At 35.0% G+C, this 19,065-nt stretch carries 18 protein-coding genes and 1 other RNA gene; 13 read left to right on the forward strand and 6 right to left on the reverse strand.

Annotated elements, in window-relative coordinates:
* Positions 1-4 precede the first annotated feature (4 nt).
* Both KUA55_RS05775 and recU read right to left on the reverse strand, forming a co-directional pair.
* Positions 5-2,308: a PBP1A family penicillin-binding protein gene (locus KUA55_RS05775; protein ID WP_218325232.1), complete on the reverse strand. Its 2,304-nt coding sequence runs from the start codon at positions 2,306-2,308 to the stop codon at positions 5-7.
* Positions 2,309-2,311: 3 nt separating this feature from the next.
* Positions 2,312-2,923: a Holliday junction resolvase RecU gene (gene recU, locus KUA55_RS05780; RefSeq protein ID WP_218325233.1), complete on the reverse strand. Its 612-nt coding sequence runs from the start codon at positions 2,921-2,923 to the stop codon at positions 2,312-2,314.
* A 68-nt stretch (positions 2,924-2,991) separates the two neighbouring features.
* On the opposite strand from recU, the gene KUA55_RS05785 reads away from it, so the two are divergent.
* The 5 genes from KUA55_RS05785 (at position 2,992) to KUA55_RS05805 (ending at position 6,334) form a co-directional block, all read left to right on the forward strand.
* A complete protein-coding gene (locus KUA55_RS05785) occupies positions 2,992-3,549 on the forward strand; it encodes an SLOG family protein (RefSeq protein ID WP_218325234.1) in 558 nt (185 codons plus the stop codon).
* Positions 3,550-3,619: 70 nt separating this feature from the next.
* Entirely contained in the window at positions 3,620-4,060 is a 441-nt protein-coding gene (gene gpsB, locus KUA55_RS05790) for a cell division regulator GpsB (protein WP_218325235.1), read from the forward strand.
* Between the two features lie 18 nt (positions 4,061-4,078).
* Positions 4,079-4,448, forward strand: an RNA gene (gene rnpB / locus KUA55_RS05795) — RNase P RNA component class B.
* A gap of 85 nt (positions 4,449-4,533) precedes the next feature.
* Positions 4,534-5,694, forward strand: coding sequence for a THUMP domain-containing class I SAM-dependent RNA methyltransferase (locus tag KUA55_RS05800; protein ID WP_218325236.1), 1,161 nt, complete (start codon positions 4,534-4,536; stop codon positions 5,692-5,694).
* Positions 5,687-6,334 (forward strand): HD domain-containing protein, encoded by a 648-nt coding sequence (locus KUA55_RS05805; protein WP_218325237.1) that lies wholly within the window; start codon positions 5,687-5,689, stop codon positions 6,332-6,334. Before KUA55_RS05800 ends, KUA55_RS05805 begins: the two co-directional genes overlap by 8 nt.
* Positions 6,335-6,346: 12 nt before the next feature.
* On the opposite strand, the gene KUA55_RS05810 is transcribed toward KUA55_RS05805, so the two are convergent.
* The gene (locus tag KUA55_RS05810; protein WP_218325238.1) at positions 6,347-6,661 is read right to left on the reverse strand and encodes a hypothetical protein; all 315 of its coding nucleotides are present in this window, start codon (positions 6,659-6,661) and stop codon (positions 6,347-6,349) included.
* Positions 6,662-6,735: 74 nt separating this feature from the next.
* On the opposite strand from KUA55_RS05810, the gene KUA55_RS05815 reads away from it, so the two are divergent.
* Both KUA55_RS05815 and KUA55_RS05820 read left to right on the forward strand, forming a co-directional pair.
* A complete protein-coding gene (locus tag KUA55_RS05815) occupies positions 6,736-7,911 on the forward strand; it encodes a VanZ family protein (RefSeq protein WP_218325239.1) in 1,176 nt (391 codons plus the stop codon).
* A complete protein-coding gene (locus tag KUA55_RS05820) occupies positions 7,898-9,247 on the forward strand; it encodes a DEAD/DEAH box helicase (RefSeq protein ID WP_218325240.1) in 1,350 nt (449 codons plus the stop codon). The genes KUA55_RS05815 and KUA55_RS05820 overlap by 14 nt, the downstream gene beginning before the upstream one ends.
* Before the next feature lie 18 nt (positions 9,248-9,265).
* Here the strand turns inward: KUA55_RS05820 and KUA55_RS05825 are convergent, their stop codons facing one another.
* On the reverse strand, positions 9,266-9,697 hold the full coding sequence (locus KUA55_RS05825) for a GNAT family N-acetyltransferase (protein ID WP_218325450.1): 432 nt from the start codon (positions 9,695-9,697) through the stop codon (positions 9,266-9,268).
* A gap of 72 nt (positions 9,698-9,769) precedes the next feature.
* On the opposite strand from KUA55_RS05825, the gene KUA55_RS05830 reads away from it, so the two are divergent.
* From KUA55_RS05830 to cls, 3 genes are all read left to right on the forward strand, one after another.
* Positions 9,770-10,822: a DUF7278 family profilin-like fold-containing protein gene (locus tag KUA55_RS05830; protein ID WP_218325241.1), complete on the forward strand. Its 1,053-nt coding sequence runs from the start codon at positions 9,770-9,772 to the stop codon at positions 10,820-10,822.
* Between the two features lie 270 nt (positions 10,823-11,092).
* Entirely contained in the window at positions 11,093-13,726 is a 2,634-nt protein-coding gene (alaS, locus tag KUA55_RS05835) for an alanine--tRNA ligase (RefSeq protein ID WP_218325242.1), read from the forward strand.
* Between the two features lie 71 nt (positions 13,727-13,797).
* Positions 13,798-15,285: a cardiolipin synthase gene (cls, locus tag KUA55_RS05840; protein ID WP_218325243.1), complete on the forward strand. Its 1,488-nt coding sequence runs from the start codon at positions 13,798-13,800 to the stop codon at positions 15,283-15,285.
* Here cls and KUA55_RS05845 read toward each other — a convergent pair.
* The gene (locus tag KUA55_RS05845; RefSeq protein WP_218325244.1) at positions 15,271-15,675 is read right to left on the reverse strand and encodes a reverse transcriptase-like protein; all 405 of its coding nucleotides are present in this window, start codon (positions 15,673-15,675) and stop codon (positions 15,271-15,273) included. The two genes, cls and KUA55_RS05845, sit on opposite strands and share 15 nt — an antisense overlap.
* A 30-nt stretch (positions 15,676-15,705) precedes the next feature.
* On the opposite strand from KUA55_RS05845, the gene KUA55_RS05850 reads away from it, so the two are divergent.
* Positions 15,706-16,140, forward strand: a complete 435-nt coding sequence (locus tag KUA55_RS05850; RefSeq protein ID WP_218325245.1) for an EbsA family protein — start codon at positions 15,706-15,708, stop codon at positions 16,138-16,140.
* Here the strand turns inward: KUA55_RS05850 and KUA55_RS05855 are convergent.
* Positions 16,127-16,336, reverse strand: a complete 210-nt coding sequence (locus KUA55_RS05855; RefSeq protein ID WP_218325246.1) for a cold-shock protein — start codon at positions 16,334-16,336, stop codon at positions 16,127-16,129. The genes KUA55_RS05850 and KUA55_RS05855 overlap by 14 nt on opposite strands.
* Positions 16,337-16,490: 154 nt before the next feature.
* Between KUA55_RS05855 and KUA55_RS05860 the strand changes: the two genes are divergently transcribed.
* Together KUA55_RS05860 and aroD are read left to right on the forward strand one after the other, a co-directional pair.
* Positions 16,491-18,164, forward strand: coding sequence for a formate--tetrahydrofolate ligase (locus KUA55_RS05860; protein WP_218325247.1), 1,674 nt, complete (start codon positions 16,491-16,493; stop codon positions 18,162-18,164).
* 98 nt (positions 18,165-18,262) lie between these two features.
* Positions 18,263-19,009 (forward strand): type I 3-dehydroquinate dehydratase, encoded by a 747-nt coding sequence (aroD, locus tag KUA55_RS05865; RefSeq protein ID WP_218325248.1) that lies wholly within the window; start codon positions 18,263-18,265, stop codon positions 19,007-19,009.
* Positions 19,010-19,065 lie beyond the last annotated feature (56 nt).

Consider the following 19,065-nt stretch of genomic DNA (forward strand, 5'->3'; position numbering starts at 1 on the left):
TTTTTCATGGGGTAGTTCCGGCATCGCCACCAGTTGGGTCATCGCCACCACCATCTACCGGAGGTGTGCTACTGCCAGTTCCATCATTATTAGTATTACCATTGTTTACACTTGAAGATGGAACTGTTTCATTGCCAGTAACTGAAGAGCTAGAATAATTGTTATAATCCTGAGCAGCAGAGCTTGATGAACTGCTGTTATCATAATAGTTATTGTAGCTAGATGTTGAATTATTGTAATAATTATTGTAACTAGTGCCATCTACTGAGTTAGAGGCGGTTGAACCATTTATATATAATTCTCCACCGACTCGACTGACATTACTTGGTTTTGTCCAGTCTGCGGGTGCTTGATCCTGAGAAACGTATTGCATCATATTTCGATAAAATAATTGTGCGATATTTTCTGAGGCGGTCGTAATCGGCGTCATTCGGTTACTATATCCTGTCCAAACAGAAAGTGCATAATTCGTTGTATATCCAGTAAAAGACACATCTGGTGAAATAGTTGAGTAATGAGGGATTTTCGCTAATTCCTCGGTACTGTAATTTGAAGTTCCAGTTTTACCGGCTTGAGTAACGTTATAAATTGAAGCATACGTACCTGAACCTTTTGTAATAACATCTTTTAAGACATCAGTGACCATGTAAGCAGTAGATTCTTCCATTGCTTTTTGACCAGCACTTGAAAAACTTTGAGTTGTTCCGTCTAAGTATTCAATATGGTCAATGTAAGAAGGTTTATAATAGGTCCCTCCATTTGAAAAAGCAGCATAAGCGGCAGCCATTTTTTCAGTAGAAATACCATATTTCGTTCCTTCTTGCGTTTCAGTATTACTAGAGATGGCATTAGAGGCCAAGATATCTTTATATTGAATACCTAATCCATTTAAAAATTCAGCTGATTTATCAGCTCCAACTTTTTCAAAGAGTTTTACAGCCGGAACATTACGTGAATCATATAGTGCTTGTCTTAAGGTAATGGTTCCCATATAAGAGTTATCCCAGTTGTTTACAGCCGTTTTGGTACCAGGATAATTATATTTAGCGTCGGTAATAGTTGCACCTGTCGAATATTGTAAGTATTCAAACGCCGGACCATAATCAGTAATTGGTTTAACAGTTGAACCTAAATCGCGATCCGTACTAACAGCTTGATTAAAACCTAAATATACATCATCAGCAATGTTTCTTCCGCCAATTTGAGCTGTTACATTACCAGTATTTACATCAACCATCGTAGCGGCTACTTGAAAATCATCATCAGGATAGGCAATCGTACCATCGGTATTATTGGCTAAATTATAGATGTAAGTTTGCTGATCCATATTTAAGTTAGTATGGACTTCTAATCCGTCTGTATAGACATCTTTATCAGTTTCTTCTTCAATTTGATTAATTACTTCTGTTAAATAGTTATCAACAATTTTTCGCGTAGTATTATCGCCTGTATTTAAAGGTTGCAGGCCTGCTTGAATATCAGTTGCGACAGCTTCATCATATTCTGATTGGGTGATTTTATCATTTTCGAGCATGGTGTATAAAACAGTATCTCGACGTTTTTTAGCAGCTTCTGCATGTTCATAAGGTTCATATGAATTTGGTGCTTGTGGTAGTCCAGCTAATAGGGCTGCCTCAGCAATTGATAAATCACTTAAATTTTTACCATAATAAGTTTCTGAAGCAGTTTTCATTCCGTATAATCCGTTACCCATATATACTTTATTAATATAATAAGTAAGGATTTCTTGTTTGCTTTTTTCTTTCTCTAAACGAGTAGCTAGCCATGCTTCTTGGGCTTTTCGTTTTAAGGTTTGATCGGATGCCTTGGTAGAAAAGACTGATAGTTTAACTAACTGTTGAGTTAAAGTACTACCGCCTTGTAAACCACCTGAATCAGAATTGGTGATGTTGTGTATTAAAGATCCGGCAATTCGAATTGGGTCAATACCGTGATGCTTATAGAAGCGTTGATCTTCGACAGAAACAATTGCATCGTCTAAGCGTTGAGGAATTTCTTCGCTGGTTGCTTTTTCTCGATTTTCTGAGCCAATATCTTCAAATAAATTACCATTAATGTCATAAAATTTTGAAGAAGCGGTAGAATCTAAACTTTTTTCAGTGATTGGTTCTGCGTCCTTTGCATAGTAAGCAAATACGCCAATCCCGCCAAGAACACCAATAAGAACTAAACCCACAAGTGCTGTCAGAATTTTTAGAATAATCGACCCAGACTTTCTCGTTTTTTTACCTTTTTTTACCTTAGTGGATGTCCCATGACTCTGATTGGAACGGCTTCGGTTGGCCATAAATTATAACTCCTTTTGTTGAATATATTGATTGACTGCATCCAAATAAGGAATTCTAGGTGCAATCTTAGTTGGAACTTCAATCCCTTTTTTTTCGATGATTGATAGTGGAAGAGATTTTTTTCCATCTTTTTGTTGATGCCAATAATAAATTAAATCTTCGCTAGCAAAAAAGAAGCAGCGTTTTAGACTAGAAAACCACAAAAGGACAAAGCATATGCCATTTTGCTTAAGACATCTTTCCATATGAATAATCTGATGTTCATGAAAATTCTTAAAAGGAAAAGAAGTTTTGTTTTTGGTTTCCTTTGCTTCGAAATCCAAATAATGCCCGTTGTAAACACCATTATAATCGGTTGTTGAAGGTTGTCTGAAATAGGCCTCTTTAATGACGGCGGCACTTCTCTTAGGGTAATCAACCTTAACAATTTGTAAAGGGGTTGGCTTTTTATGGATAACAGCTATATCATAGTTTAAGTAATACTCATTACTCAAATTGATTGCTTCTTCAAAGCGCATTCCGCGGTTAGCAAAATTTGGTTTCTTTTTTTCATTTTTTTCAGAAGTAGTCTTATGATTACTGAAAAGTTGACCGTTGGGATAATGAAAAGGCATTCCCATCACACTCCTAGGCTACATTATAACAAATTTTTGTCTTTTGTACTGAAAGTAGAGGAAAATTTATGAATCAAATCATTAAAAAAATTTATATTACTGGATATCAAAGCTATGAATTAGGAATTTTTACTGAAAAAGACCCTAAAGTTGCAGTCATTAAGAATGTTTTAAAAAATCAAATTATTCAATTAATCGAGAATGGATTGGAGTGGATAATGATTTCTGGTGCTTTAGGCTGTGAACTATGGGCAGGACAAATTATAAATGATCTGAAGCAACAATACCCAGAAATAAAACTGGCTGTCATTTTTCCCTTTAAAGATTTTGGTTCTAATTGGAACGAAGCCAATCAGTTGTTATTGCAAACAGTTGTTGGTCAGGCCGACTTTGTAGATTCAGTCAGTCATAAACCATATGAGAATCCTAGTCAATTTAAGAATCATATAAATTTTTTATTACAACATACTGATGCAAGTTTAATTGTTTACGATCAAGAATATCCGGGTAAAACACGCTATTTTCTAAGGGATGTAGAAAATTTTCAAAAGAATAAAACCTATCAAATTTTTCCAATCACAATGGACGATCTTGAAAATTCAGTATATTTGGGGGATAGTGTTTGATTTACGAACGTTTATCAGCTAGAATATATTGGAGAACAAATGAAGTTAATGATATTAATGAGGTGGAAAAATGGCGAAATTAACGTACACTCCAAATGATATTTTGGAACAAGATTTCAAAACAAAAATGCGTGGTTACGACCCAATTGAAGTGGATGAATTTTTAGACAATATTATCAAGGATTACGAAGAGTACAATAAAGAAATTTTAGCTTTAAAAGAAGAAAACGACCGTCTAAAAGCGCGAGTTGAGCAATTGTCAAAAACACAGTCGACTGCTGGATCAGCTGCGACTGCTCCAACTACTCCGCAACCAAGAACAAAAGAAGCAGCTCCTAAGGGATCTGCTGTAACAAACTTTGACATTTTAAAACGCTTGTCAAATCTTGAAAGAGAAGTTTTCGGAAAAAAATTAGATCAACAAGCAAAGGTTACAGGTAATACGCGGACTGATTTAAGAAAAAACTACACTCAAGCAGATGATGACAATGAAAAAACGCGCCAATTTTAATTTAGTATAATAATTGCAATTTTTGGGTAATCGCGGTGTATTTTTAATATGCTGAGGAAAGTCCATGCTCGCACAGTCTGAGATGCCTGTAGTGTTCGTGCTTAGCGAAACCATAAGCTAAGGTACCAATTATTTTGGTAACGGCAGAAAAACAAGCTAAGGAGAAATCTATGCTTTAGTATTCTTGAAAGTGCCACAGTGACGAAGCATTTTGAGAAATCAAAATGGTGGAACGCGGTAAACCCCTCGAGCGAGCAACCCAAACAATGGTAGGGGCGCTTTTTCTAAGGAAATGAACGATGAAAGAGCCGAATAATTTCGGAGATAGATGATTACCACTGAACTTGTTTACCTGAAACAAGGAATGTACAAAACATGGCTTACAGAAAATTGCAAGATTCAGGAAACCTTCCAACTTTGCTTGTGAAGGTTTTTTTTACGAAAAGAATAAGATGGAATAAATAGGAGATATTATGACTAAACAATATAATTTAATTGCCACAGCAGCAGCGGGAATCGAAGCGCTAGTTGGTAAGGAATTGCGAAATTTAGGAATTGATTGCGAAGTAGAAAATGGTCGCGCTCGTTTCAGTGGAGATTTAGAGACCATTGCTACAACAAATCTATGGCTCAGAACGGCAGACCGGGTAAAAATTATCGCTGGAGAATTTGATGCTTATACTTTTGACGAATTATTTGAGCAAGTAAAGGCTATTCCATGGGAAGACTATTTACCTTACGATGCAGAATTTCCGGTGGCTGGGCGTAGTATCAAATCCAAATTATATAGCGTTCCAGATTGCCAAGCGATTACAAAAAAAGCCATTGTGGAACGCTTAAAAGAGGTCTATCATCGTCCTGCGCGAGTACCATTGCCAGAAACTGGCGCATTTTTTCAATTGGAAGTGGCTTTACTAAAAGATCACGTAGTGTTGACGATAGACACAACTGGACCGTCGTTGTTTAAACGCGGTTACCGTTTAGAAAAAGGTGGCGCGCCATTAAAAGAAAACATGGCAGCTGCTTTAATTGAATTAACTAATTGGCGTAAGGATCGTCCTTTCTATGATCCAGTTTGTGGTTCCGGAACGCTTTGTATTGAAGCGGCTTTAATTGGTCATAATATTGCTCCGGGCTTTAATCGTTCTTTTGCCTGTGAAAAATGGGATTGGGTCGACAGTGATATTTTTGAGAAAGTCCGTGCAAAAGCAGACGAGCAAGCGGATTATGAGATTGAATTAGATATTACTGGTTCTGATATTAATGGAAGAATGATTGAAATTGCTAAAGCAAATGCGGAAGAGATTGGTTTAGGAGATTCGATTATCTTCAAACAACAAGCAGTCAAAGATTTCAAAACTGATAAAGAATATGGGGTAATTGTTGCCAATCCGCCTTATGGTGAACGGTTAGGTGAAGAAGCGAGTGTGCGCCAACTTTATAAAGAAATGGGTGAAGTCTTTCGTCCTCTTGAAACATGGAGTAAATATATTTTAACTAGCGACTTAACTTTTGAAGAGTTTTATGGTGCAAAAACTACTAAGAAAAGAAAACTATACAATGGTGCGATCAGAACTGACTTGTTCCAATACTGGGGAAAACGTCCACCTCGTAAGGGAAAAAAAGATGAATAAAGAATTAACAGCTATAAAAGATTATAGCTTTCAAAAATTAAGTAATGAAAAAAGTGGACATGATTTTTTTCATAGTCAAAGAGTAGCTAAAATCGCTAAAAAAATAGCAGTTAAAGAATCAGCCAATCAAGAATTAGTTGTTGCGGCAGGTTATTTACATGATGTAATTGATGATAAGGTTGCTTTAGATCCGGTGGCTGAAAAGAAAGCAATTGAACAACTATTACACTCATTAGGTTGGAACAAGGAGAAAATTGATGAACTCTTTATGATTATTGAAAATATATCTTTTTCAAAAGAGCTGGAGTCAGGTAAAAAAACATTAACTTTAGAAGGTGAAATCGTCCAAGATGCTGACCGTATCGATGCTTTAGGTGCAATCGGTATTATGCGAACAGCATATTATGGAGGAGCTCATCAAAATATTCTTTATGATCCAGCAATAAAACCAAGAGATTTAACAAGTAAAAAAATGTATCGCGATGAAAATACGGTCATTAATCATTTTTACGAAAAATTATTAAAATTGCCAGCATTGATGAATACTGAGGCAGGGAAAAATGAAGCAAAGCGCAGAAAAGAGTTCATGGAAAATTTTTTAATGGAATTTTATCATGAATGGGAGAACGAAAAAGAATAACAGGCGAGCCTGTTATTCTTTTTTTCTGAATTGAGTAAATAAAAAGATGAGATTTATCAATGTTAAAATAATTCCTAAGATGAAGGGAAGTAACAGTAAATTTGCAGAATAACCAAAATTATTTTGAAATTCACTGGTTGAGTTGGTGCTGATAATACTACGGCTGTAGTGATAAACTTGATAACTAAAAGTTGCTAGAAAAACTGATATCAAAGTCAAAACAAAGCGACGATAATCAGCAAACTTTTCTTTTTTGATCAAAGTGAATATGATGTAACCAGCAAGTAAAGAAATGGGTACACCAAAAGCAAAATATGGATTTAACATGATGAGGCCTCCTTATGAATAGTTTTCCTCATTGTTTTTAAATAGTCAAGCAAAAATTTTAAGGATGTGTGAATATGTTCTCAGCTTATACCGGACCAATCAAAACTGCAATTTTACTTTTTCCTTTTTTAGCATTACTAGTTAGCGCACCAATTTTAATTTTCTATTATCGTAAATATGGCGAATTAGGTAAATTTCGTAGTTTAGTTATTTATTCTTTTGTCTTTTATTTATTGACAGCTTATTTTTTAGTCATATTACCTTTGCCGTCTGTTGAAACGGTAAGCCAAATGACTGGACCACGTATGCAACTGCATTTATTTCAATCAGAAATTGACTTTTTCCATCAAACGGTCTTTCGTATAAATGACACCAGCACGTATCTTCCTGCTATAAAACAAAGTGTATTCTTAGAGCCTATTTTTAATTTAGCATTATTTTTTCCGTTAGGAGTCTATTGTCGTTATTATTTCAAATTTTCATGGAAAAAAACTACCTTGATAAGTTTTTGTTTGTCCTTATTTTTTGAGTTGACTCAGTTAAGTGGCTTGTATTTTATTTATCCTAGACCTTACCGTCTATTTGATGTAGATGATTTATTACACAACACACTTGGTGGTGGAATAGGTTACCTAATCGCACCATTGATTACATTTTTCTTACCAAGCCGTGAAGAGCTAGATTTAGAATCATTGGAGGATGGAAAAAAAGTTTCTTTGATTCGGCGAACGGTTGCTTTTTTGATTGATTGGTTTATTATAGGAATCATTTTTGATTTAGTCCCTACTCTAATCAATTTAATTGCACCAAATCCGCTAACGAATTATCTTGCATCGGACACTAATAGCTTTATCTTTACCCTAAAAGTAATTTTATATTTTATTTTGTTTACTTATTTCTGGCGGGGCAAGACATTTGGTAAAAAAATTGTTAAAATACAAGTTATGGAAGAAAATCGTTCCCGGATATCTTTATGGGGATTAATTAAGCGTTATGGATTATTTTATTTATTGATACGTTATGATTTGGATATTTTTAATTATTCAATCAATCAGTTGACTACGGCTGATAGTACCGGTTTAATTATCCATATCGGTTTAGCTTTCATCAGTTTATGCATTTTATTATTATTTGTCTTTAATCTTTTATATGCTTTTATTAGAGGAAAACATCGTTTATTCCATGAAAAAGCCAGTCGTACGTATACAATTAGCACAATCAGAGAAGAGGGAACAAATGGCGAACTTTAAAGCCTTTAACTTTCAGCCTTTTATTTTAGAAGCTTTAGCTGAAATTCATTTTAACGAACCAACTGTAGTACAAGAAAAATTAATTCCTTTAATTAAAAAAGGGAAAAACGTTGTAGGACAATCGCAAACGGGTTCTGGTAAAACCCACACTTTCTTATTGCCTTTATTTGATAAAATCAAACCAGATGTCGATCAAGTCCAAGTATTGATTACGGCACCTAGTCGTGAATTAGCCAATCAAATCTATCAAGCTGCAATTCAAATTGCCAAACATGCACCAACTGAAATTCGGGTAACTAATTTTGTTGGTGGAACTGATAAGAAAAGACAAATTGAAAAATTACAGCATCATCAACCACATGTTGTAATCGGCACTCCTGGAAGAATTTTAGATATGATGAATGAGCAAGCGTTAAAAGTTCATACGGCAGAATATTTTGTTGTTGATGAGGCAGATATGACTTTAGATATGGGATTTTTAAAAGAAGTCGATCAAATTGCAGGTCGTTTGCCTAAAAATCTTCAAATGCTCGTCTTTTCAGCAACTATTCCAGAAAGCTTGCGACCATTCTTATTAAAATACATGGAGAATCCAGTCATTGAAGAAATCAAAGCAAAAGCTGTAATTTCTGATACAGTCGATAATTGGTTGATTTCAACCAAAGGAAAAGATAAGAACAAAATTATCTATGATTTACTGACTGTTGGACATCCTTATTTAGCAATTGTTTTTGCCAACACCAAACAGCGTGTGGATGAAATTAGTGACTATTTGAAGAGTCAAGGACTAAAAATTGCAAAAATCCATGGTGATATTTCTCCTCGCGAACGGAAAAGAGTCATGCGTCAAGTTCAGAATATGGACTATCAATATGTAGTAGCAACTGATTTAGCTGCACGAGGAATTGATATCGAAGGGGTTTCTCACGTGATTAATGCAGAAATTCCTAATGACTTAACATTTTTCATTCATCGTGTTGGACGAACAGGACGTAATGGTTTGTCTGGTACCGCAATTACTTTATATGATCCAAGTGATGATTTGGCAATAACCGAACTTGAAAAAATGGGTGTTAGTTTTACACCAAAAGAAATTAAGAACGGTACAATCGTTGAGAGTTATGATCGAAATCGTCGACTTAAACGTGAAAAAAGTAAAGACGAACTAGATCCAACTTTAATCGGTTTAGTTAAAAAGAAAAAGAAAAAAATTAAACCTGGCTATAAGAAAAAAATTGATTGGGCGATTGCTGAATCGAACAAACAAAAACGACGTCAAGCAAAACGTCAAGAAATTAGAAACGTCAAAAAGAATAAAAAGAAATCGAATAATTAGTATTAGAGCTGTGAATCCTCACAGCTCTTTTTTCATAGTTACACATAAGATGCCGTCTTCTTTATAGGGCTCTGAGATCACTTGATAACCTTGCTTTTGATAAAAATCAATTGCAGTCATTTCAGCAGATAGTTCAGACGAAATTAAATTATTCTTTTTACCTTCTGTTTCTAAACAAGTTAATAGCTGTTGACCTAATCCTTTCAATCGATATTTTTTTGTCACGCAAAGGCGATCAGGTTGTAAAATCTTACTAGTTTTTGTTTGAAATCTTGCTGTTGCAACAGGCAGCTCGTGGTCAAAGAAGACCAGATATTTCCGATCGCTTGTATCCAAACCATCAAATTCAAGCGATGCTGGTATTCTTTGTTCCAAAACAAAAACTTGATATCTTAAATAAAAACTAGCAGCTTGCACAGCTTTTTGATTTCCAAAAATAATCTCCATAATAATCATTTCTCCTAATAGTAATATGAGTTATAATGGAATTGTAGCATAGCAAAAAGGGAGGAACCATTTTTTATGAATCTCGTTGATCAGTTAGATTGGGCGTATTGGAAACGTCTAAATCCAAAAGAAAAAAGAACATTACTTAGTCAAGTTTTACTTTATTATGTGAATCCCCTCTTAAAAATTTCTGATATTGAATTAAAGGAATTCGAGTTATATGGTATCAAATGTGAGACCTTTGAATTATTGATTGACGAAGAAAAATTTGTTTTTGTACCTGGGAATAAAGAAGCCATTTTAGGCTGGAATTTGGGTGCAAAAGGTTTGTCTTTACTTGAAACCGCTCAAGATAGTCCCAATATATCAATTCCAGAAGAAATTTTAAATCAATATAATTTGTTAGAAACAGAATCTTTAGCAAATTACATAAATGATAAAACAACTCGTTTACGGAAATCCGCTATTCCTGCAATGTTTGTACAACGTTATGCGTTACCAGCAGGAACTGAGTTTTTAGGCAGATTTGATGCTGTCACTGGAAGCTTTGAGGGCCGTGTCGATTTATTTGCTAAAATCGAAAAAGAAATAAAAGAAATTCTAACACCAAAATTGAATTCTCAAGAAAGTTTAATTTGGACCTTTCCGGAAAGCTTTTTAATGGAGGATAGTTGGTATATTGAGTTAGAACCAGAAAGTGATTTGTATCGTGTCTATACGCATACTACTCATAACTACACTAGTTTAAGAAAAGAGATTCGTAAGAAAAACTTTGACTTGTTAACTGAAGATCAATGGGAATATTGTAACGGTGCTGGTAGTCGAAGATTATTCCGCTGGGGAAATGACTTAAATATGTCAGATCCATATCGTGGTAAGGCTATCAAAAAAATGATTCAGGGATTAAATATGTTTGGCTTATCTTTTGATACTAAGATGACTCGTTTTGAGATTACTGAAGATCCGGGTGTCTTAAAGTTAACCGATCATCAAGAGAAGATTGGCATTCCAGCAGTTGAGTATTTACCGTTATCTTCTTATTATAGTAATAGTAAGATGCTTCATTCAGAAGTGATTCTATTTCCGCAAAAATATTTGTATCGTAAAGCGATTGTTTTGAAAGTCTAATTTGACTTTTCAGTAGAAATTTTCTATACTTCATTTTAGGATATAATTTAGTTATTTGCTTCTAAAGAAAGTAAGACCTTGGCTGAGAGTCTTGCGCTGTAATAATTAAGTTGCTCCCTAAAACATTTGATTGAAAAATCAACGTGACTCAGCGTTAACGAGCTTAAGAGGTAATGATCAAAAACTATCATTGCAATCAAGGTGGTACCGCGAACTTTCGTCCTTGAATGCAGTGGTGGTTTTTTTATTTTTTTAAAAGGAGAAAACAAGATGAAAAAATTAAGTAGTACAGAAGTAAGACAAATGTTTTTAGACTTCTTTAAATCAAAAGGACATATGATTGAGCCAAGTGCACCGCTAGTACCAGTCAATGATCCAACATTATTATGGATTAATTCCGGTGTTGCAACCTTGAAGAAATATTTTGATGGTTCAGTGACACCAGAAAATCCCCGGATTGCTAATGCACAAAAATCAATTCGAACGAATGATATTGAAAATGTAGGAAAAACTGCTCGCCACCATACCATGTTTGAAATGTTAGGGAACTTTTCAATCGGTGATTATTTCAAAGAAGATGCGATTGCTTGGGCTTGGGAATTTTTAACTTCACCTGATTGGATGGCTTTCGATCCTGAACTTTTATACGCAACTGTTTATCCAGAAGATAAAGAAGCTAAAAGAATCTGGTTAGAAGAAATTGGATTACCGGAAGATCATGTTGTTGAAATTGCTGATAATTTTTGGGATTTAGGCGCGGGACCAAGTGGACCGGATTCAGAAATTTTTTATGATCGCGGAGAAGCGTTTAATGACTTAACAGAAGATGATCCAGAAAATTATCCTGGCGGAGAAAATGAACGCTATTTAGAAATTTGGAATTTGGTATTTTCTGAATTTAATCATACTCCTCAAGGTACTTATGAACCATTACCCCATAAAAATATTGATACGGGAATGGGACTTGAAAGAATGGTCTCAATTATTCAAGATGCACCAACCAACTTTGAAACAGATTTATTTTTACCAATCATTGCTAAAGTGGAAGAATTAAGCGGTAAAAAGTACGGTGTAGATAAACAGTTGGATATCTCTTTTAAAGTTATTGCTGATCATATTCGTTCTTTGGCTTTTGCGATTGGAGATGGCGCTCTACCTTCAAATGAAGGCCGTGGGTATGTATTGCGCCGTTTGTTAAGACGAGCAGTGATGCATGGACAAAAGTTAGGCATTCAATCTGCCTTTTTATATCAACTAGTGCCAGTTGTTGGTGAAATTATGGTGGGTTACTATCCTGAAGTGCAACAACAAAAAGAATTCATTGAAAAAGTAGTTAAAAATGAAGAAGAACGCTTCCACGAAACTATCAATGAAGGCTTAAGCATGTTAAATAATGTGTTAGCAGAACTAAAAGAAAATAATCAAACTATTTTAGATGGCCAAACAATTTTCAAATTATATGATACTTTTGGATTTCCAGTGGAGCTGACTGAAGAAGTTGCTGAAGATAATGGTTTAAAAGTTGATCATGCCGGCTTTGAAACTGAAATGCAAGCACAAAAAGAACGAGCAAGAGCAGCACGAACAACTGAAAAATCAATGGGTGTGCAAACTGCTTTATTAGGAGATATTAAAGTGGATAGTCAATTTGTTGGTTACGATCAACTAAATATTGAAGGTAAATTAGAAGTGATTATCGCAACAGATGCTATTGTTTCTTCGGTTGATACAGGAAGCGCTCAATTGATTTTTAATCAAACACCATTTTATGCGGAGATGGGTGGACAAGTTGCTGATCACGGAACAATTACTGATTCTGAAGGAAATTTGGTTGCCAATGTAACGGATGTTCAAAAGGCACCTAATGGTCAACCCCTACACACAGTAGAAGTTGTCTCTCCGTTAGTTGAAGGAAATACTTATTTCTTAAACGTTAATCAAAAAATGCGAAATAAAATCATTAAAAATCATACTGCGACTCATTTACTTCATAAAGCTTTAAAAGAAGTCTTAGGTGATCATGCCAATCAAGCTGGATCATTAGTAGCACCAAAACATTTACGTTTTGATTTTAGCCATTTTGGTCAAGTTACCACTGATGAACTAAAAGAAATGGAAAAAATTGTTAATCAAAAAATTTGGGAAGCTATTCCTGTCGTGACAATCGAAACTGATATTGATTCAGCGAAAAATATGGGTGCAATGGCATTGTTTGGCGAAAAATATGGTCACGATGTCCGCGTAGTGAATATTGGTGACTGGTCAATTGAATTATGTGGTGGAACCCATGTGAGCAATACAGAAGATATTGGACTTTTCAAAATCGTTTCAGAATCGGGAATTGGTGCTGGTGTTCGCCGGATTGAAGCCTTGACCGGTCAAGAAGCTTACGAAGCATTCCGTCAAGAAGAAGAACAATTGATTTCTGTGGCTCAAATTGTAAAATCGCCTCAATTAAAAGAAGTTGTAAACAAAACAGAACAATTACAACAACAATTAAAAGAAATTCAAAAAGAAAATGAACAGCTGGCGACAAAATTAGCCAATCAACAGGCTGGTGATGTCTTCAAAGATGTCAAAGAAATTAATGGCACATCAGTGATTACAGCCAAAGTCAATGTGAAAGATATGAATCAACTGAGACAATTGGCCGACCAATGGAAGCAAAAAGAATTATCGGATGTTTTAGTTTTAGGAACAATTCAGGGAGAAAAAGTGAATTTGTTAGCTGCTATGACCCCAAGTGCAATTGAAAAAGGCTACAAGGCCGGAGATTTGATCAAGCTGATTGCACCAAAAGTTGGCGGAGGTGGAGGCGGCCGCCCGGATATGGCCCAAGCAGGCGGAAAAAATCCAGCTGGCTTAGCAGAAGCATTGGCAGAAGTAACAAATTATTTAGCGTAAAAAAATGTAACAAGAAGGGGAGGTCTTTCTTGTTACTTTTTTCTTTTCTAGGTATAATTTTCTGAAGATAGATGAAAATCAGGAGAGTGAAAAAAGTGGGGTTATTAGAACAAGCAATTCTTATTTTATATATTGTCAACTGTATCATTGCAGCCATTACTATTTTTAGAAAGCCACGTAGTATTACAACTATTTTAGCTTGGTTGTTAACGTTATTCTTCTTACCAGTCGTGGGTTTTTTATTATACGCCTTTTGTGGCCGCGGACTGGATCGGACAGTAGCTAGAAGATTTAATTATGAAAAAGAAAATCAACCGCGAGAAATCTATCAAATGGTTCAGGTTGATAATTTAACAGTTCCAAATTACAATACACCGGATCAATTGTTACCGGCAGCAAGATCATTAATTCGTTTTTTTGATAACTTAGATAAGGCACCCGTTTCTTATCGTAATAATATTCAATTTTTTTATGATGGCACCGAAAAATTTGAACATTTATTTGAGGATTTAAGAGCAGCAAAAAATAATATTCACGTTGAATACTATGCATTTTTTAACGATAAAATTGGTAATCGCTTTTTGCGAATACTAGAGGAAAAAGCAGACCAAGGCGTAGAAGTTCGTCTGATTTATGATCCATGGGGCTCACCTAAAACAAATAAGGCCTTTTTTGCTAAATTAAGAGAAAAAGGTGGTAAAGTCACTCCTTTTATTACTTCGAAAGATATTATTGCCAAAACGCGTTTAAACTATCACTTGCATCGAAAATTAGTCATTATAGATGGTTCGATTGGTTGGACCGGTGGTTTTAATGTTGGTGATCAATATTTAGAAACAACGAAACGTTTTGGCTACTGGCGTGACACACACGGACGAATTGTCGGCACGGGTAGTTTTACCTTACAAGAAATTTTTATCCGTGATTGGAATGTTTCTGTTTCTAATGATGCAGATCGTTTAGATTACCTTCCACAATATTTTGTTTTGCCAGAAGAACCAATTGAAACGGGTGTAGCGATGCAAGTTGTCGCAGATGGCCCCGACTCTGAAGCACAAATTATCAAAGATGGTTTTGTCCGCTTAATTCTATCTGCCGAAAAAAGTGTATGGATTCAGAGTCCGTATTTAGTACCAGATGAAACAATGATATCCGCAATACTAATTGCAGTACGTTCAGGAATTGATGTCCGTATTATGGTGCCAGATAAACCAGATCATCCTTTTATTTATCGGGCAACACAATACTATGCTAATTATTTGCATCAGCGAGGCGTTAAAATTTATCATTACAGCAAAGGATTCGTTCATGCTAAAACGATGGTGATTGATGATGAATTAGCAACCTTTGGATCAACTAACCAAGATATTCGCAGTTATGAACTAAATTTTGAAGTAAGTAGTTTTATTTATGATCCAAAAATTGCAGAAGAATTTAAAGCAGTCTTTGAAGCAGATATACAAGATTCCGTATTATTAACAGATGAGATGATTGCCAATCAATCTTTCTGGCTGAACTTTAAGCAGAAATTTTCTCGTTTATTATCACCGATTCTTTAAAGCTTTTTGTAATCCTTGGCGGGCCAAATGGTCTGCCCCTTTATTTTTACTCTCAGGAATCCATTGCAAAACTAATAATGAAAAAAGTGGGCTTTTTTGGTTAAACTCCTTTAAATAAGACAAGAAAAGATTGTTTTTTGTTGAATTTTGGTCTAAAATTTTTATTGCAGTCTTGCTGTCTGAATATAAAAGAATGGAATCATTCCGCCAGTCTTTTTCAATTAAATAATCTAGAGCCCTTAAAATAATTTCCAGTTCGGCTTCGTGATTGGATCCGGCAGTCAAAATATAATTTAATTGAATCTGTTCTTGATCTTTTATAATGACAATCCCACCGCCACTTTTTTTTAATTGTGGATTGGTAGCGGCATCAGTAAATATTTTAATCATTTTATCACCTTTGAAAAGTTAGGAGTCTACATGAAGAAAAAGCGCTACTTTTGGCAACCTGAATTATCAATTTCCATCATTTTATGGTCCTTAACTTTTATATTTTTATTTTATGGACTTATCATATCATTAGAGAGTAATAAAATATATTGGAAGGGCAATCTCTTTATCGGCTTGTTTCTAATTATGTTTGTTTTAAGTTGTCATCGTTTCTTTATTTTGACTGAAAAAAGATTGGTCATTCGTTATGCTTTGTTGTGGCGAAAAAAAGAAATATTTTATGATGATATTGATCAAGTAGTTGTCAGAAAAGATGGTTTGATGATTAAACAAAAAGGTTTAAATGGACATACTCGTCACATGATGAGTAAAAAACAAAAAGACCGCTTTTTAGCGGACTTAATAAAAAATCATTCAGATATGGTAATAACAAGTGAACAAGATCAAAAGCTCAGTCATGACTGAGCTTTTTTACGTTGGTTGCTTGCGGTCCCCTAGCACCTTCAACAATATCAAAAGAGACGACTTCATCCGCTTTTAATGACTTAAATCCTGAATCCAAAATACCGGTAAAATGTACAAATATTTCTTGGTCATCCTGGTAAACAATAAAACCATACCCTTTGTGATCATCAAACCACTTAACGATTCCCTGATTCATGGTACCCACCCCTTATTAAGTCTACACCTATTATAATGTAAGGGTTTTAAAATTGCGAATGAAATTGTCAATTTTGAATAGTGTTTTTCCCGGCTAAATTTGCTAGAATATGAATGAACAAAAAATAATTTTAGATTCTTGGAAGGGGCGTACTATGAAGACTGATATTGAGATTTCTCAAGATGCAACTTTACTACCTATTAATGAAATTGCTGAAAAACTTGGCTTAAAAGATGATGATTTAGAATTACATGGCAAATATAAAGCAAAGATCGAGTTTTCAGCTTTAAATCGTTTAAAAGAAAATCCCAAAGGAAAGTTAATTTTAGTTACTTCGATTAATCCAACGCCAGCAGGCGAAGGAAAATCAACAGTAACGATTGGTTTAGGAGATGCCTTAAATAAAATTGGAAAAAATACTGTGATTGCTTTACGTGAACCATCCCTTGGTCCAGTTATGGGAATTAAAGGCGGTGCCACTGGTGGCGGTTACGCACAAGTATTACCAATGGAAGATATAAATTTACACTTTACTGGTGACATGCACGCAATTACAACAGCTAATAATGCATTGTCAGCTCTACTAGACAATCATATTCATCAAGGAAATGAATTAAATATTGATCCTCGTCGTGTCATCTGGAAACGAGTAGTGGATTTAAATGACCGTGAGTTACGTTTTATTACGGTCGGTTTAGGTGGACCAATCAATGGTGTACCAAGAGAAGATGGTTTTGATATTACAGTCGCTTCAGAAATTATGGCTATCTTATGTTTATCGACTGATATTGAAGATTTAAAAAATCGTTTGGCAAATATTGTCGTTGCTTATACTTACGATAAAGAACCTGTGACAGTTGGTGATTTAAAAATTCAAGGTGCTTTAGCCTTAGTCTTAAAGGATGCTATCAAACCCAATCTAGTTCAAACAATTTATCATACGCCAGCATTTGTTCACGGTGGCCCTTTTGCTAATATTGCCCATGGCTGTAATAGTATTTTAGCAACGCAAACTGCCCTGCATTGTGGAGATTATGTTGTCACTGAAGCCGGTTTTGGGGCTGATTTGGGTGGCGAGAAATTTTTAGACATTAAAGTTCCAAGTTTAGGTAAAGCACCAGACGCAGTTGTGATTGTTGCAACGATTCGTGCCCTTAAAATGCACGGTGGTGTAACCAAAAATGATTTGTCAGCAGAAAATCTTGAAGCTTTAAAAACTGGTTTTGCTAATTTAGCGAAACATATTGAAAATATGCAAAAGTATAATTTGCCAGTTGTTGTGGCGATTAATGAATTTATTAGTGACACAGAAAAGGAAATTGAATTATTAAGAGAGTTATGCGCAGCTTTTGGTGTGAAAGTCGAACGGACAGCTGTATGGGAAAAAGGTGCTGAAGGTGGCATTGATTTAGCCCAGACGGTAGTTGAAACGATTGCTACTAATGAACAAACTTTCCGATCAATCTTTAAACATGATGATGACAATATTGAAGAAAAAGTTGAAGCAATTGTGGAAGAAATTTATGGTGGAAATGAAGTAAATTATTCTAAAAAAGCGATGCAGCAATTGGCAACTTTTAAAAAATATGGTTGGGATCGTTTGCCAGTTTGTATGGCTAAAACCCAATATTCATTATCAGATGATCCAACTAAACTTGGTGCGCCTAGTGACTTTAGTGTAACTATACGTGAATTTGTTCCTAAAATTGGTGCTGGATTTATTGTTGCTTTAACGGGTGATGTGATGACAATGCCTGGCTTGCCCAAGAAACCAGCTGCTTTAAACATGGATATAGATTCTAATGGTGACGCTATCGGATTGTTTTAAAGAATTAACTGACTTAGAAAACTAAGTCAGTTTTTTTATGTTGTAAGCAAATAGTTTGTGGTAAAATAAAAAAATGCAAAAAACAAGGAGGAACTAATTTGAATACTGTATCTGTCGGAAGCACTGTTATTGGAGCGGGCAAACCAAAAGTAATCGTGCCAATCGTTGGTAAAACGCGAGAGGAAATCTTATCTGAAGCAAAAATTGCAAAGGATAGTCAGTGTGATATTGTTGAATGGCGGATAGATCATTTTTCAGAAATTTTAGATTTTGAAGCTGCTGCTGATTTTTGTCAAGAGGTAAAGGCTGCGGTCGACCTACCATTGTTAGTAACTTTTCGAACGTTAAAAGAAGGTGGCGTTCGTCCTATGGCAGATGATGATTATTTTGAAATGTACCATGCCTTTATTAAAGCAGGTCATTTTGATTTAATGGATGTAGAATTATTTATGCCAGCAGAAAGTGTAAATATTTTAGTAGAAACATTGCATAAAAATAATAAATATGTCGTGATGTGCAATCATGATTTTGATCAGACACCAGCTAAAATAGAAATCATTAATCGTTTAAAAATGATGCAAGAAAAAAATGCTGACATCTGTAAAATTGCTGTTATGCCAAAATCAATTGCGGATGTTATTACTTTATTAGATGCAACCCAAGAAATGTATACGGAGTACGCAGATCGTCCATTAATTACGATGTCTATGGGTAAATTGGGAGTGGTTTCTCGCATATCAGGTGAGACTTTTGGCTCTGCAGCAACCTTTGGTGCAGCAAAAGAAGCTTCGGCACCTGGTCAATTAGCGGTGAAAGAATTAAAAGAAATTTTAGCAACTTTATAAAATTTTAGCTTAGGAAAATTCCTAAGCTCTTTTTTTGTCTTTTTTTGAATAAATTC

The sequence above is a fragment of the Enterococcus alishanensis genome (assembly GCF_019218635.1).
GTDB classification, from domain to species: Bacteria; Bacillota; Bacilli; order Lactobacillales; family Enterococcaceae; genus Enterococcus_A; species Enterococcus_A alishanensis.